A 25,181-nucleotide genomic window follows, 5' to 3' on the forward strand; every position below is an offset into this window, starting at 1 on the left:
TTTATCTCTGATGAAAGATTAAATAAATTCTGACCCGGGCGTCGTCCCTGTCGGGACACGGCTGTCGTGAACAGAGCCAGCAAGCTGTCTCTGCCCTGTCGGGCTTCCATCCTGACGCAAATTCAAAATCTCGCTTGCTGCATCCTTATCAGGATGCGCCGCTCTCACCGTGGCGATAAATACCCGCCACTCCAGGGCCTGAACGTGAATCCGATAAACACCGGATTGACGTTCAGGGTTGTGCGCATTCTCACTCCTGCTCGATATCGCCCGACTTCATCTTTCGCGGAGGGCTGCTTTTAGCATCAGCCGTGGCGAAAATAAAGGGGTATATGAACGCCAGGCGCCCCTTTATTTTCTCCCCGTCGGCTGCAAATTGCCCTTCGCCGCTCAGTGATGAAGTCGAACGTTTTAATAAACCGCGAAGGAGAAAATCAGTATGCGCACAATGAAAGTCAACACCGCCACTCGTGAATCAGACGAACAGTTTAAAACAGACAAATATCTGCGCTGTGCCGTAACCAATGGTAAAGCTCGCCTGGATTTTATCCCGGACCTCTTTTTTACGCCGTTAGCCGATAATATGGCCGCGAGCTGGTTACGCCAGCATTCTGAATACGACGGTGGTTCCTGGTCTTACTGGGTTATTCCACAGGGTGTTGGCGGGAATATTGCACCCAACAGCATCCAGTTCATTACCACGCAGACCGGATATATCGCACCAGAAGGTGATCAGCGTTACAGGATGTGCATCCCGGGAAATTATTTCGAAGGTGAGGTCAGCGCCGATGCAGCAGGCATTATTGCCACGCTGATGATTATGAACAGGCTGTCCTGGCACGTGGCTGAAATGGGGCCGCAATATGACCAGATCTGCAGGCGTCTGGTTTCACGGCAGGATGCACTGAAGGATTATATCAGCATTATTCAGCATCCCGAACGGCATTTAATATGGCGGGCAATTGATTAATCACTTCCCTGTTCTGAAGACCTCATGAATGAGGTCTTCAGTTTTTTGTTAAAGATGACTGGCCGGCATTTTTATTTCTCTTGATAGCCAGGTAGATGGCCTCAATCTTCCTGGCGTACTCCAGTCGTCGTATGGCCTGCCTGTCCGATCTCCGGAACCCGGCGTTGTAGGCGCCGACTGCCTCCCAGCTGACTCCCCATTTTTTAAAAGCCAGTGCCAGATAATAAGCACCGGTGTAAATATTCAGACAGGCATCAGTCAGAAGGTGTCCCGGTTTAATACCGTACTGCGACAGTTCACCCTGGTGTTGCGAGTCGATCTGCATCAGTCCGGCACCGTAGCCAGATCCCGGGTTTTTCCCAATGGCATTCACCTTCCATTTAGACTCCTGCCATGAAATAGCCCGCAGTAGATCGGGATCTATTCGATAGTCCCGTCCTGCCATATCAAAACAATCCGCAGACCAGGCAGGCGTGGAAATTAAAAGCAGGGTAGCTAATACCAGTTGTTTTCTCAAAAGACTCCCTCCGGGTCGGTTCCCGCAAATACGTTAACCCAGACCAGAACCAGACTCAACAGATATGCACTCCTCACCACAAAATCACCACACACTACGCAAAATTAAAATTTTGCAGATTGCTATTTGGAAACAGTGAGTTATGAAATAAATAATGTGCAGTACATTTATTTAATGTGTTAATGCGAATCGGCTATGAATCTATATAGATTCACTAACGAATTGCATGAGATTCAGTAGAGACTATTTTTTGTAAAACATTTATTTACAAGTGCCATGAATCTATATTAGATTCGTGGCTAAAAGGATAGTGATTCGTGAAGTGAATCTTCATTTCTATCATAGTGACTCTAATTGTGAATCGCGCAACATGCGTAGTTTTAGCTCTTAGGGTTTTATGGATTATACGAGATTATAATTGTGAGGGACTATGGCTAAGATCCAGGTTTATGTAAATGACAATGTTGCTGAAAAAATTAATGCGATAGCAGTTCAGCGTCGTGCTGAAGGTGCGAAAGAGAAAGATATAAGCTATTCAAGTATTGCATCTATGTTGCTTGAGCTTGGTTTGCGTGTCTATGAAGCCCAGATGGAACGTAAAGAATCCGGATTTAATCAGATGGCATTCAATAGAGCACTGCTAGAAAGCATGGTTAAAACTCAGTTTACTGTAAATAAGGTGCTGGGGATCGAGTGTCTAAGTCCTCATGTTAATGGCAATCCAAAGTGGGAATGGTCAGGGTTAATAGAGAACATACGGGACGATGTTAGTGCGGTGATGGAGAAGTTCTTTCCGAATGAAAGTGAGATTGAGGATGAATAGCGTAAGATTTTACGTAATATAAATGTAATCATTGGTTGGGCTGGCTTATTTATTGTAGAATGAATTATTGTTCTTCTTATTGGTGAATATTTGGAAGAATGATCTAAGCTAATCAGATGACATCCATTTTCAATGGGATTTATAATTTAGGTGTAATTGAAAATTTGAGAATCATTGGTGTAGAGAGTCGAACCCTCTCTACACCAACTATCCATAGAAACCTTCTAAGGAGGAACCTATGTGTGCGATGGATCGTAGTAGTGATGACAGCTTAAGTCAATCGGTTAGGGATGCTCTTCTTCACATAAAGGGGTTGTATAACATCTCACCTGTCTCTGTTTGCGTAAGAAATCAACAACGTGATGTACTATATTCCAACACATCATTTGAACAAATGTATGACTTTTTTAAAACAGAATGTGTAGCAGGTAGTTTTTCTGGAACGTTTTATGAATTGGAGTTGATGTTTTCCCAATTAGAACTTGATTGCATGGTGCTAGGTAAAGGCTGTGTTTTAAGTAAAATTTTTTCGTGTGGAAAATCGAATTTTCAAATTCGGATTGAGTGTATCAGTCTTTTGGATGATGATTTTTATTTTTTTTGGCAAATAAATCTTCTGATAACGGTTCCATTACCCAGCCGGAAAATGGAGGTTATCAAATCAAAAGGTAATTCATATTTTGATGAGGCTATTTCAAAGATAAGTGATTTGAATATAATTCCTCTTTCATTTTATGTTCTTGGCTTTAGCTATTTGGATATATCAAGTTATATCTGTGTGTCTGAAAAAATTGTGAAAAAAAGAATCGATCGTTCGAAAGAGAAAGTACTGGAGATCTATCCTTCTTTTAGCTCATTTATATCGGATTGTTACAAGACCAGGAAAATATATTTTTTCATTGAGAATGTTTACGAATATATAATGTTAATGAAGTGTTAAATAAATTGGGGATATTTAGCCCCTTTATTTCCTGTGCCTTTCTGTGTAATGATTTGTCTATAAGGTCTCGAATCGGAGAAGTTGTGTGTCAAAGCGTTATACCAACACTGGAAATAAGAATATTGTTTCCGTTTACCTTGATGACGACACTCATGCACTTTTAGTTAGCGCAAAGAACCGTAGTGGCAGAACGAAGTCAACGGAAGTGGCGATGCGACTTAAAGATCATCTAAGACGCTTCCCCAATTATATTTTTTCTGAACAGAGCGAGGAGGAAGGAAGGTAAAGATATAAAAATCAGGTTTAGATGTGATTTTCTACTAACGTATACATTCTCTTTAAAGGAAATAAATATGAATGCTGTATTAAGTGTTCAGGGTACTGCTGTCTCTGAAGAAACCAAACCGTCTTTTCTGTCTCGCGTTTTCAATAAAAAGAAAGCCCTGAAAGTCGCTAAAGTTGCGCTGCCGGTTGCTGCTGTGGCGGCGTTCTTCCCGGATGCTGCGATGGCCACCACCACGGCAACCGACCTGATGAAGTCCGGGGATGCGACCGTTAAAGGCACGTTTGGTAAGTCTTCCAGCGTCGTCAAATGGGTGGTTCTGGCAGAAGTCGTCGCCGGCGGCATCATGTACATGATGACCAAAAACGTGAAGTTCCTGTTCGGCTTCGCGATTATTTCCACCTTTATCACCATCGGTATGTCGGTCGCCGGTTACTGACAGGAAACACGTGATGACGGGAGACGAATTAAAGCGATACCGTTTCCCGGAAACACTGACTAACCAGTCCCGCTGGTTTGGCTTATATCTCGATGAACTTATCCCGGCCGTGATTTGTCTCGGCTGGGGTTTCTGGACCAGCAAGTTCATTTTTGGTATGGCTGCAGCGGCACTGGTTTTCTGGGGTATCAAGAAACTGAAAAAAGGGCGGGGCAGCTCCTGGCTACGCGACCTGATTTACTGGTATCTGCCAACCTCCCTTCTTAAAGGTTTCTTTCATGATGTTCCGGACTCCTGTTTCCGGCAGTGGATTAAATAAATCAACGGGGAAATAACATATGGAACATGGTGCCAGACAAAATACCACCCGCGTTATCGCAGTGGGATTTATCAGTCTGGGGACACTCCTGACCCTCAGTCTTGCGACCAATATTATCCAGGGCATAAATAATTACCGTCTTCAGACAGAACAGAAAGTGGCGGTGACACCGATGTTATTCAGTGCCCCCTTTGCGGTGTCTCAGAACCAGGCCGATGCCTCTTATATTGAGCAGCTGGGCCTGTCCTTTATTGCCCTGCGTCTGAATGTCACCCCGGAAACGGTTGATGCCCAGCATCAGCAGCTTCTCCGGTATGTATTACCCGCCTCGCAGAACAGCCTCAAGGTCCAGCTGGCTGAAGATGCGAAACGCATTAAAGACAATAACGTTAATGCCACCTTTTATATGACGTCGATCCGTGCCTGGCCGGCAGAGAACCGCGTGGATATCCGGGGGGAGCTGAAAACGTGGATTGGGGATTCCAAACCCTACAGTGAAATTAAAAGCTATGTCATTCAGTTCAGTCGTGTCGATGGTGTCAGCTGGCTGGCGCGTTTTGGAGAAATAAATAATGAAAAAAATTAACCCGTTATTTATTTCAGGCTGTCTGCTGTTGGCCGCCCCCGCGATGTCCGCGACCCTCAGCGGTACGCTGGCGCCGACAGTGGTCCCCCTGACCAATGGCGGTCAGGCCAATATTGCCGTGAGTAACACCGACCCGAATCTGTTCACAGTACCTGGCGATCGCATCACGGCGATAAACAGCCTGGACGGTGGCCTGACAAACCAGGAGCAGACCGACAGCGGCGGTGCCATTCTGGCGACCGTCAGTAAAAAACCATTCACCTTCATTGTGGAAACCGAACGCGGGCTGAACTTCTCCATTCGTGCCGTGCCCCGTGCGGGCTCAGGCCGGACAATTCAGCTGGTCAGCGAGCTGGCGGGGACACCCGGTCCGGCAAAAGCCTGGGAAGAGTCGAACCCCTATGAATCGTTACTGGTTTCGCTGAATCGCGCCGTGCGACAGGGCAGCGTACCCGATGAGTATCAGTCTGTCCCCGTCACCTCTGAAGTGCTGCAGGTAACGTCTGGTCTGCGCGCCACTGCCGACAGGGTCTGGGTCGGCCACCACCTGAAAGTCGTCCGTTACAGTCTGAATAACGTCTCCCTGTCGCCCCGTATGGTGCGTGAAAGCGATTTCTGGCAGCCCGGAACACGTGCCGTCATGTTCAGTACCCCGGCGGGCCTGCTGACTGCCGGTGGTCGCATGCAGATCTGGGTCACGACGTCAGATGAAGGAGTGAAGCGCTGATGGCCAACTTCAACACGCTGATCAAACGTAAGCAATATATCTGGCTGGGACTCATTCTGGCGGGCGGCGCGGCAGCCGTCGGAGGCGGGCTGTATCTTTCAGATCTGAACATGAGCTCTGATGAGGAAGCCCCGGCTCAGGGCGAACCCGCACCGGATATGACCGGGGTGGTCGACAGCAGCTTCAACAGTAAGGTGGAGCAGCACGCGACCACTGAAATGCAGGCGACTGCCGCTGATCTCAACAAGCGTTTTGACTCCCTGCAGGGGGAAGTGGACCTGCTGAGTAAGGCGCGAACCGCTGACCAGATACGTATCGACAAGCTCAGCAGTGACAATGAAGCCATGCAGAATCAGCTGAAGGCGCTGGGCGTGAAACCGGCTGTCTCTGGTGGCGAGCCCGCGCCGACCCCTCCGTCACCGCCGCCCGGTCCGGAAGGTGAGCCGCAGCCAGCCAGTTATCCGCCGCAGACCGGCGCCGCGGTACCGCCTCCGACGGCATTCTATCCGGGGAATGGTATGACACCGCCGCCGCAGGTCAGCTACCAGTCTGTGCCGGTACCAAACCAGATACAGCGTAAGACGTTCAGTTATGACAAAGGAAAGAAAGCGAAGTCATTGCCGTACATTCCGTCGGGGAGCTTTGCAAAAAGCATGCTTATCGAGGGGGCAGATGCCAACGCGTCTGTTACCGGGAATGAATCCACTGTACCGATGCAGCTGCGTATCACCGGTCGCGTGGAAATGCCAAACAGCAAAACCTACGACCTGACAGGGTGTTTTGTGGGGCTTGAAGCCTGGGGCGACGTATCGAGTGAGCGCGCCATTGTCCGGACCCGCAATATCAGCTGTATCAAAGGTGATAAAACCATCGATCAGCCCATTAACGGCCACGTCTCATTCATGGGCAAGAACGGCGTGAAAGGAGAGGTGGTGATGCGTAACGGAAAAATCCTTGGCTGGGCATGGGGGGCCGGTTTTGTTGACGGGATTGGTCAGGGAATAGAACGTGCTTCTCAGCCGGCTGTGGGGCTGGGCGCCACGGCAACTGTCGGCGCAGCTGATGTACTCAAAATGGGGATTGGCGGCGGAGCGTCCAAAGGTGGTTCATCGCTGAGTGAATACTACATTAAACGTTCTGAGCAGTATCACCCAGTTATCCCGATCGGTGCGGGCAACGAAGTGACCGTCGTGTTCCAGGATGGATTCCAGCTGAAAACGATTGAAGAGCTGGAAGCGGAAAAGAACGGGCAACAGCAGGCTCAGAATCAGGAGGCGGAGCCGGCACCGCAGGCTGATGCACATCATCAGTCAGGCGGCGGTATGAACGGATTCAATACTGACGAGATGCTGAAGAAGCTGGGCAAACTTGATCCGCGTGAGTTCTCTCCGGGCGCAGCGCAGCAGGGGGGAAATGCGGAATGAACAGGAAGCCGGAGAAAAAGGAGCCTAAGCCTGTACCTCAATCTGCAAATTATTAAGACCCCAAACTTTATGAGGAGCTTGTAGGGGCTGCTAATAGTGTTACTGAGGCTGTATTAAGGAAAAGTAGTGTTGCTGAGGCTGTATTCAGGAACAGTGGCTGGAAATTAATTTTCAGAAATTAACTAAGTACGGGTGAATATATGAAGGAGTTAATGCTGTTAATTCCTCTGGGCAGCGCTTTGCTCTTAACCGGGTGTGCGGGCACAGAGACCGAATTCCAATGTAATGCCACGACGTCGGATACCTGTATGACGATGGAGCAGGCAAATGAAAAAGCGAAGCTGAAAGAGGAACGCAGTGATGCAAAGCCGGCTGCGGCCGGGTTGCCACAACTGGCTGAGGGTAATTTCAGAACAACGTCAGTTAACTCGTACCCGTTGCCGCCACAGCCAAATTTAATGCATCCCGGAGCAACGACAACGGCACCGACTAATACAGTAACGTCAGGATTGCTGACGAATAACAGAATAGTCAGTACGCCGGTATATCGGCCCGTGGCTGTAGCGCCAGCTGTTCGGCCGGTGAGTGTATCAACTTTTACATCACCGGGGACGGCTCCTGGTAACTATCCCCGGCCATTAAGAAAAGGGGAGGAGACAACGTCATTGTGGATAGCGCCGTATGTGGACTCAGATGATGTATATCACCAGCCAGCAACGGTTCTTTTTGTCGTGACACCATCGGCGTGGGGACAACCTCGCCTTAATTGATTCACAGCGCCATTACTGGCGCTGCAGGAAGTTCTCATTTCTGAATTAAAACGAGTGCCCTCTGCGTTGAAAGGGATGGGCGGTAGCGTGTGAAATGAACGTCGATAACGAAGAATGAAAGGATTTGAAAAATGACTGACTCAATGAAATATCTATGGCTGCTTTTACGCGAAGATTCGTCATATATTTTTATGTTGATGCTGATTGTTGGTTCTGCCGTAGTAATGTCTTTCTTTTTGCAGAGGTTGTTTGTGTCCTGGTGGGGTAAGTCAATCATTCTGAAAATGTGTATTGTCGTCGCGATTACAGCAGTTTTTGGCTTTCTTGAGCCTGAGTCAACATACAAACAGATTCAAACCAGAAAACAGGATGTCATCTATACGCTGAAAAACTGCAGAATCTCCGCATTTGAAGCGCAGCAGGCAGGGTTTCTGGCTAAAGCAAAAGATGCCTGGTCTTGCCCGGATGGCGTAACACGGTATATGGATGTGAGATACAGGGATAAGGCAGAGATTAATAAACTCAGTACGGAAGGTAAGTAACGTTATGGATGAATTATTCAAATGGACGATGATGCTGGTATTTTTATTGGCAGGTTATGTCCTGCTGTTTTCTACTGACAGTAATACAGTGCCCGAAGCTCTTTCTCATCACTGGAAAAATGACTGCCGGTTGCTTGAGACCAATATTGATAAAGGGTTTTTCTCTCCTGCGCAAAATCGACTTCAGTGTGGTGATGTTATTGAAAATGTCAGCAAGGCTGATTATGACAGAGCGATAAGTGGCGATAAGCAAACAACTCTCGCAGAGGCAATGAAAGAAATATTCATTCGTTAATATATAAACAGAGGCAATAAAGTATGCATGCCTTTATTTTTCTGGTGCTGATGACGCCGAGTAGTGGTGGTGGAATCTGGGATATTACTCCCATGCCTAATACAGATGTCTGCATAAAAATGCTACGGGTACTCGAAGCACGTGGAGGCAGAGGTTACGGAAGTAATACAGGAGAGTGCATTGAAATTAAAACACGCGAGCCTTTGAACAGCGTGATGGAAACATTGAGTGAGGGTGGGTAAATGGCTGAGTCTCTGTTAAGTTTTGATAGTGATGGTTATGTACGACTGTTTTTTGCAATGGCAATCATTATCTGTGGTTACGGCTATGTAATTATGGGTGTTTTTATAAAAGATGCGCTTGCCTATATTTTAATGTTGTTTGGGCTTACAGGTCTCAGTGCTTTATTTTCTTTCATGGTATTCATGGATAAAAACATGTGGGTCGGTTCTCCTGATTTGACGCTGTCAGTAATAACGGGATTTTTTACAGCCACAGTGATCTTTTATATGTTTTATGTCTTGATTTATTCCTTTGATCGGATGGGGCAGGTGAATAGTAAGACCGATGGTCAGTATTAACAATCTCACGTTATTTGAAAGTATGCAGCATAAGGAATAAGAAAGTGAAAGCGTACTATATACTTGGACATAACGTTGCATGGCTTAACGGTATATGCCTGATTCTTTTTGTTATTGGTGTGGTCGGTGCGCTGGCAATGGTTGCCATCCCTGAAAAATTCAATCTTCGAGTTAACAGAGGCGATACATTCATATACTGTGCGCTTATAGCGGTGGTTGGGTTTTGCGGGATGTTCGTTATCTCCATTCACTCATTTTCGATGGATGAACTTGAAGCAGGTAGACACTGGAAAAACGACTGCAAGACACTTGAAGTAAACATACCGACAGGCGCTTTTACCAGCCCTGTTAATAAACTGGACTGTGATGGCATCATCATTAATGTGCCAGGTGAGCGGTATTATGCGTATATCCATCAGTGGGAATTATACCAGGCGAATAAAAAATGAAAGTAAACGTCGCGAGCGCGGTTAAAAACATTGTTAACTGGGCCTTTCCACTCTTTTTTTTGGGTGGTCTGCTGTATCTTGTTTACGATGATTACAGAGATAACGGTACAGCGACTGAAGAACAGTTATTAATGATTTCTCATGAAATACCCTGTGTCGGTGAGGATTTTCGAACGGCACTCCGTAATAGCCCGGGACCATTAACCCTTCGCGATGCGAAGAAAATTGCCGCTAAATGTAACGAGAAACATAAACAACTTAACGCACTGAACGCTATGAGCAAATAATCAGGGGATGGATATGATGCTGTTTTTTAGAAAGTATGGGTTTTTGTTTATCCCTCCAGTCTACTGGCTCATCTATCTGGGAGCCAGGCTGACTTACAATGGACTGGCAGGAGAGTTTTCTCCTGATTTCCTTCAGGGTATTCGACATGAAGGCCTCTATATTATCTGTAGTCTGTGTGTCTTTTATTTTTTCTGCCTGGAGGTGGAAATTAGTGATGGGGAGTTCTCAGCGAACCTTCTGTTCCTGATTGTTTTCTTTCATGTGGTTTTGTTATTTATCACTCTGCTTATTTGTTTGTGGCAAGGGGCGATGTTGTTGGATGCGATCTTTATGGGTCAGATTATTGCCTCCATGTGTTTATTGTTTTTTATTCCAGTGCTTTCCATTATAAGAAGGAGTTTCTAGTGCGGCTGTGAATATTCTTCTTGCCATTTATTACCCTTGTTATTTTGAAATGCTCTTAAAGGAACGCCCGCATGAGTAATAACATCATCGATACTGTCACCCAGGCTGTGAATTCACTGGTATCAGCACTGAAGCTGCCCGACGAATCCGCGAAAGCCAATGACACGCTGGGCAGCATGAATTTCCCCCAGTTCAGCCGTATTCTGCCCTATAAGGATTATGATTCCGCGACCGGTCTGTTTATTAATAACAAAACCGTCGGTTTTATGTTTGAGGCGCGTCCTTTACCCGGTGCGGATAAAAGTATCGTCGCCACACTGGAGCATTTACTGCGCAGCAAACTTCCCCGGGGCGTCCCGGTCAGTTTTCATCTGGTCTCCAGCAAACTGGTCGGCAATGACATCGACTACGGTCTGCGTGAATTCCGCTGGAGCGGTAAACAGGCTAAAAAGTTTAACGCCATCACCCGCGCCTACTATCTCCGGGCGGCGGAAACACAATTTCCCCTGCCGGACAATCTGGATTTGCCCCTGACGCTGCGTAACTACCGCGTGTACATCTCCTGCTGCGTGCCCCGGAAGAAGAACTCCACCACGCAAATTGTGGAGCTGGAGAATCAGATTAAAGTGTTACGGGCATCGCTCGGCGGGGCTTACATCCCGACGCGTATCCTCGATGCGGCCGGGATGGTCGAACTGATGCGGGAGCTGATTAACCCGGATCCGCATGAGATGTACCGGGTGCCGTACAAGCTGGACCCGTATCAGGATCTGAACTACCAGTGCGTGGATGACAGCTTTGATATGCAGGTCACTGCCGGTCATCTGAAAATTGGCCGCCTGGGGCGGGACGGGAAAGAGTGCGTGACCCGGGTGACGAACTACCACCTGGAGTGTGACCCGGAAATCGCCTTCCTCTGGACCGCTGCGGACAACTACGCCAACCTGCTGAACCCGGAGCTCTCCATCTCCTGCCCCTTTGTCATCACGCTGACGCTGATGGTGGAGGACCAGGTGAAGACCCAGAACGAAGCCAACCTGAAATTCATGGACGTGGAGAAGAAAAGCAAAACCTCCTACGCGAAGTACTTTCCGAACGTGATAAAGGAAATGCAGGAGTGGGGCGATATCCGCCAGCGACTGGCGACCAACCAGACCTCTCTGGTGTCCTACTTCTTTAACATCACCACGTATACCGCCGATAACGCAGAGGCCTCTCTCGCTACCGAGCAGCAGGTGCTCAACAGTTACCGTAAGGGTGGCTTCCAGCTTATCCCGGCCCGCTACCATCACCTGCGTAATTTTCTGGCCATGATGCCGTTCAAATGCGGCGAAGGCCTGTTCAAAGAGCTGCAGGCAGCAGGCGTGGTGAAGCGGGCGGAGACGTTCCAGGTGGCTAACCTACTGCCGATCGTCGCTGACAGTCCGCTGGCGCCGGCGGGACTCCTGGCCCCCACCTACCGTAACCAGCTGGCGTTCATCGACCTGTTCTACGAGGGAATGAACAATACCAATTTCAACATGGCGGTCTGCGGCACCTCCGGGGCGGGCAAAACCGGTCTGATTCAGCCCCTCATTCGCAGCGTGCTCGACTCCGGCGGGTTTGCCTGGGTGTTCGACATGGGCGACGGCTACAAGTCCCTGTGTGAAAACATGGGTGGCGTGTATCTCGACGGCGACTCGCTGAAGTTTAATCCGTTCGCCAATATTCTCGACGACGCTAACTTTGACCTGTCCGCCGAGCGTATCCGCGACCAGATGTCGGTGATGGCCAGTCCGAACGGCAACCTGGATGAAGTCCATGAAGGTCTGCTTCTGCAGGCGGTCCGGGCGGCCTGGCTGAGTAAGCGCAACAAGGCGCGTATTGATGATGTGGTGGCCTTCCTCCAGAGCGAGAAAGACAGTGAGGAATACGCCGACTCCCCGGGAGTGCGCAGCCGTCTTGATGACATGATCATCCTGCTCGACCAGTACACCGTGAACGGGCTGTACGGGGAATACTTCAACTCCGATGAGCCGTCCCTGCACGACGATGCCCGGATGGTGGTTCTTGAACTGGGCGGGCTGGAGTCGCGCCAGTCCCTGCTGGTCGCGGTGATGTTCTCGCTCATCATCTATATCGAGAACCGGATGTACCAGTCTCCCCGCAGTCTGAAAAAACTTAACGTTATCGATGAAGGCTGGCGACTGCTGGACTTCAAAAACGAGAAGGTCGGGACCTTTATCGAGAAGGGCTACCGGACGGCGCGCCGGCACACAGGGGCCTATATCACCATCACGCAAAATATCGTGGACTTCGACTCCCCGACCGCATCGAGCGCTGCACGCGCTGCATGGGGGAACTCATCGTACAAGGCCATTCTGAAGCAGTCAGCCAAAGAGTTTGCCAAGTATAACCAGCTGTACCCGGATCAGTTCAGCAAGCTGGAGAAAGACATGATTAACGGCTTCGGCTCGGCCAAAGAGCAGTGGTTCTCCTCTTTTATGCTGCAGGTGGAAGCGAACTGCTCCTGGCACCGCCTGTTCGTCGACCCGCTCAGCCGGGCGATGTACTCCTCAAAAGGCCCGGATTTTGAGTACATGAAAGCGCGCCGGCAGGAGGGGGTCGATATCCACGATGCGGTGTACGGACTGGCGTGCCACAACTTTAAAGAAGAAATGGCTGAGCTTGAATCCCGAATACCGGTGAATGACATGGAGGATAAACAGTGATGAAAAACAACACCGAACAGCCAGTCAGTACGACCTCTCATCCCTTTCGCCGTATATCGGTCATCGTTGCTCTCGTGCTTTTCGCCCTGGCAACCAGCGCGTTTCTCTCGCGCGTGGTTCTGGAGTACTCCACGCCGCGGGTGGTGGCTTTTGATATGAAGAAGACGCTCGACAGCTTTATGGACAGTGTCAGTCAGAAGCAGCTGACAGAGGCGCAGTCAAAAGCGCTCTCTGATCGGTTTAACGACGCGCTGGAGAAGAGTCTGGCGGAGTATCAGCAGCAGCATCATGTGGTCATTCTGGTTTCACCTGCCGTGGTTCAGGGCGCGCCCGATGTGACCCGCAACATCCAGCACGACATTGCCCGCCGGATGAAAGGAGAACAGTAATGTTACGACTGAAAGGCTGTCTGCTCGCCGCCTGTCTGCTATCGCCGCTGACTCAGGCGGCTGATCTCGGTACCTGGGGGGATTTATGGCCCGTCCGGGAGCAGGACATGCTGCAGCTCATCACGCAGCGTCTGCAGTCGCTGCAATCCTCTGGCCAGTGGGACCAGACGATGGATGCGTTTAAGCAGCGGGTTATCGAGAACAGTCAGCGTCCGGCGCCGGTGGAAGGCATTAAGCGTGCGGAGAAATACGAGCAGCGCTGGTTTGATCCCAGCATCCGCCTGACCGAAGACCTGAAGGACAATGAGGGGCGGGTGTTTGCCCGCAAGGGCGATGTGGTGAACCCGCTTAAAACCGTACCGTTTGTCCAGACCCTGTACTTCATCAATGGTGACGATGCCGACCAGCTGGCCTGGATGAAGCGTCAGGTGTCGGAAACCCTGATGAGCAAAATTATCCTGGTGCGTGGCAGTATCCCGGACACCTCCGCAGCGCTGGACAGCCGGATCTATTTCGACCAGAACGGCGTACTGAGCAAGCGATTTGGCCTGACGGCGGTCCCGGCGCGGATCACGCCGGCGCCCTCCGGTGAACGGCTGAATATTGAGACCTTCCCTGTAAAATAAGGATGTTTCTGTGAAAACCCTGACGCTTTTCCTGAGTGCCCTGATGTTGTGGGGGTACAGCCTCAGTGCGGCTGCTGACCCCTCCTGTGAGGGCCGGTTTGTTAACCCGATCACCGATGTGTGCTGGCGCTGCATCTTCCCTCTGTCGCTCGGCAGCGTGCAGGTTGGTAAAGGCGACCTGCCTGATACCAGCAATCCCGGCAGTCCCCTGCAGCTGTGTCCGGCGCCGCCACCGCTTTTTGTTCGCCCCGGCCTGGCCATCGGGTACTGGGAGCCGATGGCCATGACGGACGTCAGCCGTTCGCCAGGCTGTATGGTCAATCTGGGGGGCTTCAGTATCAATCTCGGCAAGACCGGCATGGGGACCGCGAGAAAGGATGACAAGCAGGTGAACGGCGCCTTCTATCACGTTCACTGGTACAAGTACCCGCTAACCTATTGGCTGAACATCATCACCTCCGCAGGCTGTCTGGAAGGCGGCGACATGGATATTGCCTATCTGTCCGAGATTGACCCGACCTGGGTGGACAGCAGCCTCACCACCATCCTGAATCCGGAAGCCATCCTGTTTGCCAACCCCATCGCGCAGGGCGCCTGCGCAGCGGATGCGCTGGCCAGTGCATTCCATATGCCGCTGGATGTGCTCTTCTGGTGTGGTGGAAGTCACGGCTCACTTTACCCGTTTAACGGCCAGGTCAGTAATGAGTCCAGCCCGCTGCAGTCGTCGGTACTGGTCAGTGAGCGTATGGCCTTCAAGCTCCACCGGCAGGGACAAATTATGGAGAGCATCGGGAAGGACAAGGCGGTTTGTTACGAATATCCCTCCCCGATCATCCCGAAAGAACGCTGGCGCTATCAGATGGTGAACATGTACCCGGACAGTGGTCAGTGCCATCCGCTTGGACGCAGCGTGATGCGCTGGGAGGCCGGCAAAAATCCACCCAACACCCGCAAGAACTACGGCTATCTGATGTGGCGTAAACGCAATTGTGTCTTTCTCTGACAGGAGTCTCTCATGAAATTAATGAATCTGTTTATGGTCATGCTTTTGCTGAACGGACGATCAGTGTTGGCTGAAACTTCCTCGGTTACAGACAGGGAATGGCTGAAGCAGCAGGAGAACCTCAGCGAACAGCTGCGCCAGCATCCGGATAAACAGTTGCAGCAGGAGCTTGAGGCGCAAATCAGCCGCAATCCTCTGCCCAAATCTGACCGCCAGTTTATCGATAATCTGGTCAGCCAGCAGAAAGCGGCGAATCAGGAAAAGCCGGCAGAAGGAGCGCTGTACTTTGTCTCCTTCTCGATACCTGAAGAGGGGCTGAAGCGGATGCTGCACGAAACCCGGCAGTACGGTATTCCGGCGACACTGCGTGGGCTCGTCAATAACGACATGAGGACCACCACTGACGCGGTACTGCAGCTGGTGAAGGATGGCGTGACCGACGGAGTGCAGATCGACCCGACACTGTACACGCAGTACGGCATCCGGAGTGTGCCGTCTCTGGTGGTACGGTGTCAGGCCGGGTATGACGTGGTACGCGGTAACATTCACGTCAAACAGGCGCTGGAGAAAGTGGCACAAACCGGTGACTGCGCACTGGTGGCCCGGCAGATGCTTGATGCGCCCTCGAATGCCGCCGGGAGCCAGCCATGAAAGAGAAGCCGTACCATTATATCGACAACGATATCCGGTACCTGGTGGCTTGTATGAATGCTTACGCGTACAGGACGTATGCATCCTGTCATGGGCACGGCTACCCCGTCGATATCGTGATGCCCTATGTTGCTTTCACCTCGTCTGTTACCCAGGCCTCACGGCTTTGCCGGCGTCTGCGCGCAGATGCTGAATCAGGAGAGCCTGAGCTGAACTGGGGATGGGAAATCACCGGCAGTTTTGATTCAGTGTATTCCCTCTGCTTCCGGCTAAATCCGACGAAGCCACATAACAACATGAGCCGCTGGCGCCGGAACACTCTCCGGCGGGACCTGATGGCGTTACCGGGAATGGTGAAGGATGCGGGAGGGTGGAAATGAAGACGGTTATTTTCGTGCTGACCGCGCTTTTTGTCCTGAGCGCCTTCATCTGGCTGGCATCCCCCGCCTGCGCTGACAGTGGAAGTGACTATACAGCCGGTTCGGATTTTGCGAAACAGGTGCAGGGCAATGGTCTGAACTCACTAAAAAATTTCAGTGGTGAGCAAAACCTGCCGGGGTATACCGACAACCCGGATCAGACAAAATACTACGGCGGCGTCACAGCCAGCGGAGACAGCTCCCTGAAAAGCGATTCAGCCCTGGAGTTCAGCCAGGGGGATACCGGCAAAACGATTACGGAGTCGTTCACGAACCGGCCACCGGATCAGATATCTCAGGATGCGCCGTTTATTCAGGCCGCCAGGGATACAGAATCCCGTGCCGACAGCATTGTCGGCGATACCGGACAGTCCTGTACCGCCCAGGTTGTGAACCGCAGCGAGTTCACAAACCATACCTGCGAACGTGATCTGCAGGTGGAAAATTTTTGCACACGGGAAGCGACCCTGAAGGATAACGCCACCACGCAGAAAGTTAACCGAACCTATCAGCAGGTGGTGACGCTGAATTATGCCCGGAGTACCCGGCAATGGAGTGGCAACCTGACGATCCCGACCAACGGTCGTCTGCTGAATGCCTCGGTGGATGGTGAGCCTCTGGTCATCCCCTGGATTGAAGAATGCGACGCCGAAGGGAAGGTGCGGGATAGCTGCAAGAGTGCAGTCAGTGAAAGCCTGACCCTCTTTGAACGAACGTTACCCATTGATGTGATCAGCTGGCCACGATCAGAATCGATATGTTCAGGCGGCCAGAACACTCATTGTACGAAATATACCTATGACGGGCAGGGGAAGATTCATCAGTCGTTTGGTGTGGACAAAGCGGTCACTGCAGGGCAGAACTTTGCTGTAAGCAAAATATCACGAACCGTATCATCGGCCAGCCAGAAACCCGTACAGGTCACGGTCACCCTGGTGATGGAAGAAACCGAAACCGTCTACGCACCTGAAGTCGTCTGGGTGGAAAGCTGTCCGTTCAGTAAGGATGAAGGAAAAAAAACGGGCGAGGAATGTATCAGCCCGGGAGGAACGCGAACCATCACCCTCGGAGGCAGGAATTACTCGTTTACGGAAGCCTGCTGGAAATATAAGGATACCTGGCTCACGCAGCCGGCGGACAACGGCTCCTGTGAAAGCCTGATGAAAAATACGGCCTGTACCCTGTCATCCCGCCAGTGCGCCTTCTCCAGCGAGGAAGGCACGTGCCTGCATGAATATGCAACGTATTCCTGCGAAACCAGGACGAGTGGCAAGCAAATGATATGCGGCGGTGATGTCTTCTGCCTCGATGGTGAATGTGACAAAGCCACGTCCGGGAAGAGCAACGACTTTGGGCAGGCGGTGTCTGAGCTGGCGGCACTGGCTGCTGCGGGGAAGGACGTCGCGGCACTGAACGGGGTGGATGTCCGGGCCTTCACCGGAAAAGCGAAGTTCTGTAAGAAATTTGCGGCCGGCTTCAGTAACTGCTGCAAAGACGGCGGCTGGGGTCAGGATGTGGGGCTGGCACGCTGCAGCAGCGAGGAAAAGGCGCTGGCCAAAGCGAAAAAAGACAAGCTGACGGTCAGTATCGGGGAATTCTGCTCTAAAAAGGTTCTGGGTATTTGCCTGGAGAAAAAAAGGAGCTATTGCCAGTTCGACTCAAAACTGGCGCAGATCGTTCAGCAGCAGGGAAGAAACGGTCAGCTGCATATCGGATTTGGCGGCGCCAGCAGCCCGGATTGCCGGGGCATTACCGTTGCGGAACTCCAGGGGATTGATTTTAACGAGCTGGATTTCACAAACTTCATGGAGGATTTAATAAATAACCAGAAAATCCCGGATAAAAGCGAACTGACCGAAAAAACAAAAGCGCGTATTAAAGAACTTCTCACGCAGTCTTCAGCAAAGTAACTCTCCATTAAAAACATATCAAAGGTGACTAAATGGCTACGTCCTTGATGGTCGTTGTTTTGCTTGTGCTCTTTCTTTTCATTCCGGCCAGTATCGCCCTGTTCATGTCAGGCCGCAGACTGCTCCTGATATTCCTGGGGGCCGTGGCGTGCCAGGCGGCTGTTGCCGTTGCGTTTGCAGGACTGTCTGCCCGGGGCTGGTCTGAGTCGATGGGGATGGGGGCGGCATCACTCATTTTCTACGTTATCGGGCTGCACAAGGCTGACGGTGTAAAACAGAATACTCATAACGGGAGTGAAAAGAATGAAAGTTAATTTTCACAAACAGCCTGCCATTGATTTTGTCCTGAGATTAACGCTGACAATAATCATTATTTTTCCGGTGATTTATTTCTCCTGGGATGCCGTCAAAGGGACATCGGGGAGTGATTATGTCGAGAGTGTGGTCTTTATTCTCTGCACGGGCGGTGTCGGGCTTATGAATTATCTGTTTTTTTCGGCGCTGACCAGACTTTTACAGAAGGGAAAATAAAGGAGCAGGGATGGAAGAGAGAAAATCGTATGGAATGGTGGTGCTGTTTGTCAGCGTGTTTGTTGTTTTTCTGGTGAGCATTATGTCGTACAGCCTGTGGCGGGACAGGCAGGTTAACGCATTTATGACCACTAACCGGGCCTGGGGGATCCAGTGCGACACTGTTTCTCAGACCGCGTGGGTGGTCAGGGACGGGGAGCGGGTGGACCTTCAGATAAATCATCTGCCTCTGTACTGCAGCGGTTACCGCTTTGAAGCCCGTGATGATGCAGGAAAGGTACAGCGCCAGCTCGATAAATACAGTGTCTATCAGCATCTGTCACGCCAGTCGCAATAATTCATAAAAGGGTATTTGCCATGCGAACAATACATGCCGCCATGCTGGCTGGGTGCCTTTGCTGCGCCCTGATGCCGGCTTTCGCCAAAGATGCGGGCTGGCAGTGGTACAACGAGAAACTGAAGCCCCGTGATGAGGAAAGGCCAGCCGCACCAGCGGCACCACCGCCGCAAATGGATATTCTGGAGAAACTCGCCACACTCCAGGCGGCCACCAAACGGTCGCTGTACGAAGCCATTCTGTATCCATCGTCGGAAAACTTCGTGAAGTACTTCCGGCTGCAGAACTACTGGACGCAGCAGGCAGGTTTGTTCTCGATGAGTGCGAAGAAAGCGATGCTGGAAAACCCGGAACTCGATTACAACCTGCAGTACAGCCACTACAACGGCACGGTAAAAAACCAGCTCGCCGCCGATTATGCCGAACAACGTCAGGCTATCTCCACCCTCGCACAGCACTACGGCGTGATGTTCTTCTACCGGGGCCGGGAAGCGATCGATGGCCAGCTGGTCCAGGTGATTAAAAATTTTCGCGAAACCTATGGCCTGAGCGTGATACCGGTGTCGGTTGACGGCGTGATTAACCCCATGCTGCCCGACAGCCGGACGGACCAGGGCCAGGCAGAGCAGCTTGGCGTGAAGTTCTTCCCCGCGATGATGCTGGTTAACCCGAAAAGTGGCCAGGTGAAGCCTCTCAGTTACGGCTTTATCAGTCAGGACGACCTGGCGAAACAGTTCCTCTATGTCTCCAGCGACTTTAAACCGAATTTCTAAGGAGTGTGTCATGCGAAAGATTCGTTTTCCGGATTTAGATATCACCGGGATGTGGGTGCTGGCCGTGGGCGTGTTTTTCCACCTGATAGCCCGGCTTGTCAGAAAGCAGCCTGAGCTGGCCGTCCAGGCCGGGGAAATCTTCGGGCTGGGAATGGTGGTGTTCGGGGGATACCGCATTCTTAACGCCCTCATTGCTGAAGCCGAAAAAGAGGAGAAAGCCTGTGAAAAGCAGCCTGAAGAACATCGCTAAGACGCCGCTGGCGGTGCTGTCTCTTTCCCTTGCACTGGCCGGACTGGGACAGGCGGGAACGCTCGATGAGGTGAAGTCGCTCTGGGATCCGCGGGGAATCTCCGGTACTGAAACGGCTTCCCCGCAGAGCGACACTCCCCAGGCGGTGAGCGGGGCATCTCAGCCACGCTGGTTACGGCTCAGCAACGGAAAGCAGGTGGATCTGCGCGACTGGAAAGTGGTGCTGTTCATGCAGGGACACTGTCCCTACTGTCATAAATTTGACCCGGTGCTGAAGCAGCTGGCCGGACAGTATGGCTTCTCCGTGTTCTCTTACACCATTGACGGACAGGGTGATGACGCGTTTCCTGAAGCGCTGCCGGCACCTCCTGACGTGATGCAGACCTTTTTCCCCAATATCCCGGTGGCCACCCCGACCACGTTTCTGGTCAACGTGAACACGCTGGCAGCGTACCCGATCCTGCAGGGCGCCACGGATGCACAGGGCTTTATGGCCAGAGTGGATACGGTATTTCAGATGATGCACTGAGTCTCTGTTATATCCGGTCTTAGCAAGTGATTAAGGAAAATAGCCATGAACAAATATATACGTTCGACGGGACTGTATGCGTTTTTATTTCCAGCCAGTTTAAAAGCACCCGGGCAGACAGCAGCAGAAAAAATAGAACAACTGAAGCCGGAATTTGTCCACCGGGAAAGGCGTCTGGAAATCTATCTGGAATTATTCATTGTGTTTCTGACTGCAGGTGCCCTGCTGTTATGGATAATGAGATTTTTATTTAATCTCTGCGTGGCTGACTGGATAGCCAGCGGTGACCTGCGAGTAAAAGACCTGTGGAATATTATGATGTACGCCATCCCTTATGCGCTGATGGCTGTCGGGATGGGGTTCTTTGTTGCCGGAGTGACATTAGCAATCCTCAATTTTTTCAGTCATCACCTGAAAATCCTTTTTATTCTGAGAAATAACAGAGTTAAAAATAATGCTGTGCGTAATGGAGGACAGGATGCGAATTAAACTTCTGTCACTCTTCTGCGGTGCCGTGCTTGGCCTGTCATTTAGTGCCGCCGCCGACGTGAATGGCGACATGAACCAATTCTTCAATAAGCTTGGCTTTGCGTCCAATACCAGCCAGCCGCAGGTCTGGCAGGGACAGGCGGCGGGTTACGCCTCCGGCGGTTCGCTGTATGCCAGAACGCAGGTGAAAACGATCCAGCTGGTCAGCATGACCCTGCCGGATATTAACGCCGGCTGCGGCGGCATCGATGCGTACCTGGGGTCGTTCTCATTTATCAACAGCGAGCAGCTGCAGCGCTTCGGCAAACAAATTATGTCCAACGCCGCGGGCTACTTCTTTGACCTTGCCCTGCAGACCACGGTTCCGGAGATCAAAACTGCCAAAGACTTCCTGCAGAAGATGGCCAGCGACATCAACAGCATGAACCTCAGCTCCTGCCAGGCCGCTCAGGGCATTGTGGGCGGTCTGTTCCCCCGCAACCAGGTGGCGCAGCAAAAGGTCTGCCAGGACATCGCCGGTGAGAGCAACATTTTTGCGGACTGGGCGGCTTCCCGTCAGGGCTGTTCGGTGGGGGGGCAGATGGACAAAGTGCAGGATAAAGCCAGCGATAAGGACAAGGAGCGTGTAATGAAGAATATCAACATTATGTGGGATGCCCTGTCCAAAAACCGGCTCTTTGACGGCAATAAGGAGCTGAAAGAGTTTGTGATGACCCTGACCGGGACGCTGATTTTTGGTGAGAACAGTGAGATCACCCCGCTGCCGGCACGCACCACTGACCAGGATCTGATTAAAGCCATGATGGAGGGCGGCACGGCTAAAATCTATCACTGCAATGATTCGGATAAGTGTCTTAAGGTCGTTGCTGATGCCACCGTGACCATCACCTCCAGTAAGGCGCTGAAAAGCCAGATTTCCGCTTTGTTAAGCAGTATCCAGAATAAAGCGGTGGCTGATGAAAAGCTGACGGATCAGGAAAAAGGGTTTATCTCCAGCACCACCATTCCGGTATTCAAATACCTGGTCGATCCGCAGATGCTCGGGGTGTCTAACTCACTTATTTACCAGCTGACGGACTATATCGGCTACGACATCCTGCTGCAGTACATTCAGGAACTTATCCAGCAGGCCCGGGCGATGATCTCAACCGGTAATTATCCCCAGTCGACAATGGATATGATCATGGAAAACCTCAATCAGGCGAGTGTCCAGATTGCCGCTTTCCAGTCCCGTGTTCAGGTCCAGCAGGACGCCTTGCTCGTGGTGGACAGACAAATGAGTTACATGCGCCAGCAGGTCTCTGCCCGCATGATGACCCGCTACCAGAATAACTATCATTTTGGGGGGAATCAGTAATGCTTGAGATATATGCCATTGCAGGCGGTGACTGGTTACGGGGCAACCTGAACGCGATTGCGGCGTTTATGGGGACCGGTACATGGTCGACCATAGAAAAGATGTGTATCGCTATCTCGGTACTCATTGTGGCGGGGAACTGGGTAAAAAAACACAACGTGATGGACCTTTTGGGCTGGGTCTTTTCCCTCACCCTGGTCTCTATGCTGGTTGTCATTCGCACCCCTGTGCAGATCATCGATTACAGTAACGTTGCGCAGGTCTATGAAGTCGATAATGTACCTATTGGTCTGGCCATTCCGGCGTCGCTGACAACACGGGTAGGCAACGCGCTTATCCAGAGTTATGAGATGGTTTTCGCGCTGCCGGACAGCGTCACGTACAGTAAAACGGGGATGTTATTTGGCAGTAATCTGGTCGCGAAAAGTACGGATTTTTTGTCACAAAATCCTCAGATTACGACGCTGTTTTCCGATTACGTACAAAACTGTGTGATGGGCGATATTTTTCTCAATCATAAGTACACTTTTGAGGAATTACTGAATTCACCTGATCCGTATACCCTGATTTTTGCAAACCCGAGTCCACTGCGTGGCGTGTTTGATAAAAACAACCAGTTCCAGACATGCGAGGAGGCCTCACGGGATCTGAAATCGGCTCTCGCGCTGGATACCCAGACAGGCGGTAAAACCTGGAACTACTATGTTCGTCAGCTGTTTGGCGGCAAACCTAATCCCGATCTGCTGTTCAGCCAGATGATTGGCGACAGCTACAGTTACTTCTACAGCTCGGGACAGAGCGCCGGGCAGATTATCCGCCAGAACGTCACGATGAACGCCCTGCGCAGCGGGATCCAGAGTTATGCGGCCCGCAGCGGCGATACCGCCAGTCTGGTCAATATCGCTAACACATCATCCCTTGAAAAGCAGCGGCTGGCACAGGCCACAATGGGGCACCAGGCGCTTCGCACACTTCCGCTGATGCAGACCGTTATCATGGGGATAATGATTGGGATGTTCCCGATCATGGTGATGGCCGCCATGTTTAATATGATGACGCTGCAGGTGCTAAAGGGGTATGTGTTTGCGCTTATCTGGCTGCAGACGTGGCCATTACTGTTCGCCATCCTGAACAGCGCAATGGCCTACTATGCGAAGCAAAATGGCGTCCCGGTCGTTCTCTCTGAGTTGTCGCAGGTTCAGCTCAAAAACTCGGATATTGCGACCACCGCGGGCTATATTGCCGTGATGATACCGCCTTTGTCGTGGGGGATCGTGAAGAGCATGGGAGCCGCCTTCTCCAGTGCCTACAGCCATTTTTCTTCTTCCGGGCTTGGGGCAACATCGCAGGCGGCTTCCGGTGTGGTGGATGGCAATTACTCTTTCGCCAACATGCAGATGGAGAACGTCAGCGGCTACAGCTGGGGTACCAACAGCACAACCAGTTTCGGACAGATGTCGCGGCAGCTGGCGAATGGAGGCATGAGCACGCAGACGCGGGATGGCTCGATGGTCTGGGACAGTGGTGGTGCAATGTCAAAACTGCCGGTGGATATCAACGTCGGTCGTCAGATAGCCAGTGCGCAGCAACAGATGGCCCGTGAGGCTGATGTCCAGGCCGAAAGCGCGCTGCATGGCTATAACAGCAGCGTGACAAGTGCCTGGAATAGTCTGCAGCAATTTGGCACCAATAAAGGGAACAGTGCATCAACAACGACCGGGGCCGATACTACCGAGTCTTCGCAGGATTCAATGGCCAGAAGCAAGATGTGGAATGCGGTTGTTGCTAATGCGAAAGCCAACAACATCAGTAATGAGGAGTCTTTCCAGCAATTGATGGATGAGTCTAGGAAGGGAACGGTATCAGGTGAGATGTATGGTAATGCTAAATGGAGTAGTGGTGACCAATTGGTCGGGAAACTGGGTAAATGGGCTACAGGACTCACTGCTGAAGGGGGGGCAAAAATTAGTGCTGGAGTGAATGCATCAAGTGGCTCTACTGACTCGACAAACGAATCAGGAAGGGAGTCTCATGACAGTAGGCACGATACCAGCAGCCAGGCGGCGAAAGACTTTAAAGAAGCTTCGGATTACTTTACCAGCCGCAAAACCACCGCTTCGGGCAATATTACCGATAATAATGCCAGCTCGCGTGTTGACCAGTTTGCCGCGTCACTCTCCAGTGCCAAAAACAGCTATGACCAGTATACAACCAGCCGGACACGCAGCCATGAATACAGTGAGATGGCGTCACGCACAGAGAGCATGACTGGCCAGATGAACGAAAACCTGACTCAACAGTTTGCGAACTTTGTTCAGCATCGTGCTCCACAGGATGCCGAGGCCATTCTGACCAATACCAGTTCTCCTGAAATTGCGGCGCAGCGTGAAGCACTGGCGCGTGAATTCGTCAAAGAGCAGGTTGAACCCAGGGTTGATGCCGCGTATCAACAGGGGCGTGAAAGCATCGGACAGAATATGGCTGGGGTGTCAGGTGGTGGTGACAATGGTTCGGTAATGGCTGACTACGGACAAAATTCTGGTCGTATCGATGCCATGACGCAAGATGCGGGTATTAAGGATAATGTGGGTCAGAAAGTGGATGGGATGATTGCAGAGAATAAACAACAGCATCAGGAAACCCGTGAAAACATACAACAGCAAGGCGTTGAAGTGAAAAAAGAGAATGCTGAACTGGAAAATGACCACAAAACAAAAGGAAATGATTTCAAAAATTCTTATAATGATAAGAAAGAGCATCAAACCAGACTGCCTGGCGCGGATTCCACCAAAGAACTACTGGATAAGGCAACAAAATTAGAAAACGAGAAACCAAAGGGATAGGGAGG

The 25,181-nt window shown here is 51.1% G+C and carries 34 protein-coding genes; 33 read left to right on the forward strand and 1 reads right to left on the reverse strand.

What is annotated here, in order from left to right; all coding sequences use genetic code 11:
* The first annotated feature begins 439 nt into the window (after positions 1–439).
* Positions 440–970: an antirestriction protein gene (locus ABLV30_RS13480; protein ID WP_082226180.1), complete on the forward strand. Its 531-nt coding sequence runs from the start codon at positions 440–442 to the stop codon at positions 968–970.
* A 37-nt stretch (positions 971–1,007) separates the two neighbouring features.
* On the opposite strand, the gene ABLV30_RS13485 is transcribed toward ABLV30_RS13480, so the two are convergent.
* Entirely contained in the window at positions 1,008–1,415 is a 408-nt protein-coding gene (locus tag ABLV30_RS13485) for a transglycosylase SLT domain-containing protein (protein ID WP_224396658.1), read from the reverse strand.
* A 502-nt stretch (positions 1,416–1,917) separates the two neighbouring features.
* Here ABLV30_RS13485 and traM point away from each other — a divergent pair.
* The 32 genes from traM to traG all read left to right on the forward strand — a co-directional run bounded on the left by traM (position 1,918) and on the right by traG (position 25,176).
* Positions 1,918–2,310 carry a conjugal transfer relaxosome DNA-binding protein TraM gene (gene traM, locus ABLV30_RS13490; protein WP_020805752.1) on the forward strand — a complete coding sequence of 131 codons (393 nt, stop codon included), beginning with the start codon at positions 1,918–1,920 and terminating at the stop codon, positions 2,308–2,310.
* Between the two features lie 238 nt (positions 2,311–2,548).
* Positions 2,549–3,250, forward strand: coding sequence for a hypothetical protein (locus tag ABLV30_RS13495; protein ID WP_224396655.1), 702 nt, complete (start codon positions 2,549–2,551; stop codon positions 3,248–3,250).
* A gap of 85 nt (positions 3,251–3,335) precedes the next feature.
* A complete protein-coding gene (locus ABLV30_RS13500) occupies positions 3,336–3,536 on the forward strand; it encodes a TraY domain-containing protein (protein ID WP_048289787.1) in 201 nt (66 codons plus the stop codon).
* 67 nt (positions 3,537–3,603) lie between these two features.
* Positions 3,604–3,972, forward strand: a complete 369-nt coding sequence (gene traA / locus ABLV30_RS13505) for a type IV conjugative transfer system pilin TraA (RefSeq protein ID WP_020316649.1) — start codon at positions 3,604–3,606, stop codon at positions 3,970–3,972.
* A gap of 13 nt (positions 3,973–3,985) precedes the next feature.
* Positions 3,986–4,291, forward strand: a complete 306-nt coding sequence (gene traL, locus ABLV30_RS13510; protein ID WP_004178059.1) for a type IV conjugative transfer system protein TraL — start codon at positions 3,986–3,988, stop codon at positions 4,289–4,291.
* 19 nt (positions 4,292–4,310) lie between these two features.
* The gene (gene traE / locus ABLV30_RS13515; protein WP_020316627.1) at positions 4,311–4,877 is read left to right on the forward strand and encodes a type IV conjugative transfer system protein TraE; all 567 of its coding nucleotides are present in this window, start codon (positions 4,311–4,313) and stop codon (positions 4,875–4,877) included.
* Positions 4,864–5,604, forward strand: coding sequence for a type-F conjugative transfer system secretin TraK (gene traK / locus ABLV30_RS13520; RefSeq protein ID WP_155005787.1), 741 nt, complete (start codon positions 4,864–4,866; stop codon positions 5,602–5,604). Before traE ends, traK begins: the two co-directional genes overlap by 14 nt.
* Entirely contained in the window at positions 5,604–7,028 is a 1,425-nt protein-coding gene (traB, locus tag ABLV30_RS13525; RefSeq protein WP_196565421.1) for an F-type conjugal transfer pilus assembly protein TraB, read from the forward strand. The genes traK and traB overlap by 1 nt, the downstream gene beginning before the upstream one ends.
* 200 nt (positions 7,029–7,228) lie before the next feature.
* Positions 7,229–7,798: a type IV conjugative transfer system lipoprotein TraV gene (traV, locus tag ABLV30_RS13530; RefSeq protein WP_114501461.1), complete on the forward strand. Its 570-nt coding sequence runs from the start codon at positions 7,229–7,231 to the stop codon at positions 7,796–7,798.
* A 131-nt stretch (positions 7,799–7,929) separates the two neighbouring features.
* Entirely contained in the window at positions 7,930–8,340 is a 411-nt protein-coding gene (locus tag ABLV30_RS13535; RefSeq protein WP_064144761.1) for a hypothetical protein, read from the forward strand.
* A gap of 4 nt (positions 8,341–8,344) precedes the next feature.
* Positions 8,345–8,635 (forward strand): hypothetical protein, encoded by a 291-nt coding sequence (locus ABLV30_RS13540; protein WP_064144762.1) that lies wholly within the window; start codon positions 8,345–8,347, stop codon positions 8,633–8,635.
* A gap of 23 nt (positions 8,636–8,658) precedes the next feature.
* A complete protein-coding gene (locus tag ABLV30_RS13545) occupies positions 8,659–8,877 on the forward strand; it encodes a hypothetical protein (protein WP_004171484.1) in 219 nt (72 codons plus the stop codon).
* Positions 8,878–9,216 (forward strand): hypothetical protein, encoded by a 339-nt coding sequence (locus ABLV30_RS13550; protein ID WP_268100514.1) that lies wholly within the window; start codon positions 8,878–8,880, stop codon positions 9,214–9,216.
* Positions 9,217–9,260: 44 nt separating this feature from the next.
* On the forward strand, positions 9,261–9,665 hold the full coding sequence (locus tag ABLV30_RS13555; protein WP_023292152.1) for a hypothetical protein: 405 nt from the start codon (positions 9,261–9,263) through the stop codon (positions 9,663–9,665).
* Complete coding sequence (locus ABLV30_RS13560) at positions 9,662–9,952, forward strand: hypothetical protein (RefSeq protein ID WP_285925584.1); 291 nt, start codon at positions 9,662–9,664, stop codon at positions 9,950–9,952. The genes ABLV30_RS13555 and ABLV30_RS13560 overlap by 4 nt, the downstream gene beginning before the upstream one ends.
* Positions 9,953–9,959: 7 nt before the next feature.
* On the forward strand, positions 9,960–10,358 hold the full coding sequence (locus ABLV30_RS13565; RefSeq protein ID WP_072158599.1) for a hypothetical protein: 399 nt from the start codon (positions 9,960–9,962) through the stop codon (positions 10,356–10,358).
* A gap of 71 nt (positions 10,359–10,429) precedes the next feature.
* A complete protein-coding gene (gene traC, locus ABLV30_RS13570; RefSeq protein WP_049155532.1) occupies positions 10,430–13,069 on the forward strand; it encodes a type IV secretion system protein TraC in 2,640 nt (879 codons plus the stop codon).
* Positions 13,069–13,458, forward strand: coding sequence for a type-F conjugative transfer system protein TrbI (gene trbI / locus ABLV30_RS13575; RefSeq protein WP_020326931.1), 390 nt, complete (start codon positions 13,069–13,071; stop codon positions 13,456–13,458). Before traC ends, trbI begins: the two co-directional genes overlap by 1 nt.
* Entirely contained in the window at positions 13,458–14,084 is a 627-nt protein-coding gene (gene traW / locus ABLV30_RS13580) for a type-F conjugative transfer system protein TraW (RefSeq protein ID WP_064169680.1), read from the forward strand. Before trbI ends, traW begins: the two co-directional genes overlap by 1 nt.
* A 43-nt stretch (positions 14,085–14,127) precedes the next feature.
* The gene (gene traU / locus ABLV30_RS13585) at positions 14,128–15,087 is read left to right on the forward strand and encodes a conjugal transfer pilus assembly protein TraU (RefSeq protein ID WP_168712236.1); all 960 of its coding nucleotides are present in this window, start codon (positions 14,128–14,130) and stop codon (positions 15,085–15,087) included.
* 12 nt (positions 15,088–15,099) lie between these two features.
* Positions 15,100–15,738, forward strand: coding sequence for a type-F conjugative transfer system pilin assembly protein TrbC (trbC, locus tag ABLV30_RS13590; RefSeq protein ID WP_064169679.1), 639 nt, complete (start codon positions 15,100–15,102; stop codon positions 15,736–15,738).
* The gene (locus ABLV30_RS13595; protein ID WP_196565418.1) at positions 15,735–16,118 is read left to right on the forward strand and encodes a hypothetical protein; all 384 of its coding nucleotides are present in this window, start codon (positions 15,735–15,737) and stop codon (positions 16,116–16,118) included. Before trbC ends, ABLV30_RS13595 begins: the two co-directional genes overlap by 4 nt.
* Positions 16,115–18,067, forward strand: coding sequence for a type-F conjugative transfer system mating-pair stabilization protein TraN (gene traN, locus ABLV30_RS13600; protein WP_196565417.1), 1,953 nt, complete (start codon positions 16,115–16,117; stop codon positions 18,065–18,067). Before ABLV30_RS13595 ends, traN begins: the two co-directional genes overlap by 4 nt.
* Before the next feature lie 32 nt (positions 18,068–18,099).
* On the forward strand, positions 18,100–18,381 hold the full coding sequence (locus ABLV30_RS13605; RefSeq protein WP_117146729.1) for a hypothetical protein: 282 nt from the start codon (positions 18,100–18,102) through the stop codon (positions 18,379–18,381).
* Positions 18,371–18,598 carry a conjugal transfer protein TrbE gene (locus tag ABLV30_RS13610; protein WP_110236620.1) on the forward strand — a complete coding sequence of 76 codons (228 nt, stop codon included), beginning with the start codon at positions 18,371–18,373 and terminating at the stop codon, positions 18,596–18,598. The genes ABLV30_RS13605 and ABLV30_RS13610 overlap by 11 nt, the downstream gene beginning before the upstream one ends.
* Positions 18,599–18,608: 10 nt before the next feature.
* Positions 18,609–18,935: a hypothetical protein gene (locus ABLV30_RS13615; RefSeq protein WP_064144773.1), complete on the forward strand. Its 327-nt coding sequence runs from the start codon at positions 18,609–18,611 to the stop codon at positions 18,933–18,935.
* Between the two features lie 20 nt (positions 18,936–18,955).
* A complete protein-coding gene (traF, locus tag ABLV30_RS13620; RefSeq protein ID WP_049119076.1) occupies positions 18,956–19,708 on the forward strand; it encodes a type-F conjugative transfer system pilin assembly protein TraF in 753 nt (250 codons plus the stop codon).
* A gap of 10 nt (positions 19,709–19,718) precedes the next feature.
* Entirely contained in the window at positions 19,719–19,958 is a 240-nt protein-coding gene (traQ, locus tag ABLV30_RS13625; protein ID WP_023316407.1) for a type-F conjugative transfer system pilin chaperone TraQ, read from the forward strand.
* Complete coding sequence (gene trbB / locus ABLV30_RS13630; protein WP_196565416.1) at positions 19,930–20,487, forward strand: type-F conjugative transfer system pilin assembly thiol-disulfide isomerase TrbB; 558 nt, start codon at positions 19,930–19,932, stop codon at positions 20,485–20,487. The genes traQ and trbB overlap by 29 nt, the downstream gene beginning before the upstream one ends.
* Positions 20,488–20,532: 45 nt before the next feature.
* A complete protein-coding gene (gene trbF / locus ABLV30_RS13635; RefSeq protein WP_032441890.1) occupies positions 20,533–20,976 on the forward strand; it encodes an F-type conjugal transfer protein TrbF in 444 nt (147 codons plus the stop codon).
* Positions 20,954–22,333: a conjugal transfer pilus assembly protein TraH gene (traH, locus tag ABLV30_RS13640; protein ID WP_285925630.1), complete on the forward strand. Its 1,380-nt coding sequence runs from the start codon at positions 20,954–20,956 to the stop codon at positions 22,331–22,333. The genes trbF and traH overlap by 23 nt, the downstream gene beginning before the upstream one ends.
* A complete protein-coding gene (gene traG, locus ABLV30_RS13645; protein ID WP_196565415.1) occupies positions 22,333–25,176 on the forward strand; it encodes a conjugal transfer mating-pair stabilization protein TraG in 2,844 nt (947 codons plus the stop codon). The genes traH and traG overlap by 1 nt, the downstream gene beginning before the upstream one ends.
* Positions 25,177–25,181: the final 5 nt, after the last annotated feature.

Origin of the sequence: Klebsiella sp. CN_Kp113 (assembly GCF_040064585.1) — a bacterium.
In the GTDB taxonomy this organism is placed as follows: domain Bacteria; phylum Pseudomonadota; class Gammaproteobacteria; order Enterobacterales; family Enterobacteriaceae; genus Klebsiella; species Klebsiella michiganensis.

What these genes read in the sequence shown, in the direction of transcription:
- ABLV30_RS13540 (WP_064144762.1), top strand. Translation starts at nt 8,345, where the DNA reads ATGGATGAATTATTCAAATGGACGATGATGCTGGTATTTTTATTGGCA.
- traM (WP_020805752.1), top strand. Translation starts at nt 1,918, where the DNA reads ATGGCTAAGATCCAGGTTTATGTAAATGACAATGTTGCTGAAAAAATT.
- ABLV30_RS13595 (WP_196565418.1), top strand. Translation starts at nt 15,735, where the DNA reads ATGAAAGAGAAGCCGTACCATTATATCGACAACGATATCCGGTACCTG.
- ABLV30_RS13545 (WP_004171484.1), top strand. Translation starts at nt 8,659, where the DNA reads ATGCATGCCTTTATTTTTCTGGTGCTGATGACGCCGAGTAGTGGTGGT.
- ABLV30_RS13605 (WP_117146729.1), top strand. Translation starts at nt 18,100, where the DNA reads ATGGCTACGTCCTTGATGGTCGTTGTTTTGCTTGTGCTCTTTCTTTTC.
- traW (WP_064169680.1), top strand. Translation starts at nt 13,458, where the DNA reads ATGTTACGACTGAAAGGCTGTCTGCTCGCCGCCTGTCTGCTATCGCCG.
- ABLV30_RS13535 (WP_064144761.1), top strand. Translation starts at nt 7,930, where the DNA reads ATGACTGACTCAATGAAATATCTATGGCTGCTTTTACGCGAAGATTCG.
- ABLV30_RS13485 (WP_224396658.1), bottom strand. Translation starts at nt 1,415, where the DNA reads ATGGCAGGACGGGACTATCGAATAGATCCCGATCTACTGCGGGCTATT.
- trbC (WP_064169679.1), top strand. Translation starts at nt 15,100, where the DNA reads ATGAAATTAATGAATCTGTTTATGGTCATGCTTTTGCTGAACGGACGA.
- traC (WP_049155532.1), top strand. Translation starts at nt 10,430, where the DNA reads ATGAGTAATAACATCATCGATACTGTCACCCAGGCTGTGAATTCACTG.
- ABLV30_RS13550 (WP_268100514.1), top strand. Translation starts at nt 8,878, where the DNA reads ATGGCTGAGTCTCTGTTAAGTTTTGATAGTGATGGTTATGTACGACTG.
- trbF (WP_032441890.1), top strand. Translation starts at nt 20,533, where the DNA reads ATGAACAAATATATACGTTCGACGGGACTGTATGCGTTTTTATTTCCA.
- traU (WP_168712236.1), top strand. Translation starts at nt 14,128, where the DNA reads ATGTTGTGGGGGTACAGCCTCAGTGCGGCTGCTGACCCCTCCTGTGAG.
- traV (WP_114501461.1), top strand. Translation starts at nt 7,229, where the DNA reads ATGAAGGAGTTAATGCTGTTAATTCCTCTGGGCAGCGCTTTGCTCTTA.
- traG (WP_196565415.1), top strand. Translation starts at nt 22,333, where the DNA reads ATGCTTGAGATATATGCCATTGCAGGCGGTGACTGGTTACGGGGCAAC.
- traN (WP_196565417.1), top strand. Translation starts at nt 16,115, where the DNA reads ATGAAGACGGTTATTTTCGTGCTGACCGCGCTTTTTGTCCTGAGCGCC.
- traL (WP_004178059.1), top strand. Translation starts at nt 3,986, where the DNA reads ATGACGGGAGACGAATTAAAGCGATACCGTTTCCCGGAAACACTGACT.
- ABLV30_RS13565 (WP_072158599.1), top strand. Translation starts at nt 9,960, where the DNA reads ATGGATATGATGCTGTTTTTTAGAAAGTATGGGTTTTTGTTTATCCCT.
- ABLV30_RS13495 (WP_224396655.1), top strand. Translation starts at nt 2,549, where the DNA reads ATGTGTGCGATGGATCGTAGTAGTGATGACAGCTTAAGTCAATCGGTT.
- traA (WP_020316649.1), top strand. Translation starts at nt 3,604, where the DNA reads ATGAATGCTGTATTAAGTGTTCAGGGTACTGCTGTCTCTGAAGAAACC.
- traE (WP_020316627.1), top strand. Translation starts at nt 4,311, where the DNA reads ATGGAACATGGTGCCAGACAAAATACCACCCGCGTTATCGCAGTGGGA.
- traF (WP_049119076.1), top strand. Translation starts at nt 18,956, where the DNA reads ATGCGAACAATACATGCCGCCATGCTGGCTGGGTGCCTTTGCTGCGCC.
- ABLV30_RS13480 (WP_082226180.1), top strand. Translation starts at nt 440, where the DNA reads ATGCGCACAATGAAAGTCAACACCGCCACTCGTGAATCAGACGAACAG.
- trbI (WP_020326931.1), top strand. Translation starts at nt 13,069, where the DNA reads ATGAAAAACAACACCGAACAGCCAGTCAGTACGACCTCTCATCCCTTT.
- traQ (WP_023316407.1), top strand. Translation starts at nt 19,719, where the DNA reads ATGCGAAAGATTCGTTTTCCGGATTTAGATATCACCGGGATGTGGGTG.
- traH (WP_285925630.1), top strand. Translation starts at nt 20,954, where the DNA reads ATGGAGGACAGGATGCGAATTAAACTTCTGTCACTCTTCTGCGGTGCC.
- ABLV30_RS13610 (WP_110236620.1), top strand. Translation starts at nt 18,371, where the DNA reads ATGAAAGTTAATTTTCACAAACAGCCTGCCATTGATTTTGTCCTGAGA.
- traB (WP_196565421.1), top strand. Translation starts at nt 5,604, where the DNA reads ATGGCCAACTTCAACACGCTGATCAAACGTAAGCAATATATCTGGCTG.
- ABLV30_RS13615 (WP_064144773.1), top strand. Translation starts at nt 18,609, where the DNA reads ATGGAAGAGAGAAAATCGTATGGAATGGTGGTGCTGTTTGTCAGCGTG.
- traK (WP_155005787.1), top strand. Translation starts at nt 4,864, where the DNA reads ATGAAAAAAATTAACCCGTTATTTATTTCAGGCTGTCTGCTGTTGGCC.
- ABLV30_RS13560 (WP_285925584.1), top strand. Translation starts at nt 9,662, where the DNA reads ATGAAAGTAAACGTCGCGAGCGCGGTTAAAAACATTGTTAACTGGGCC.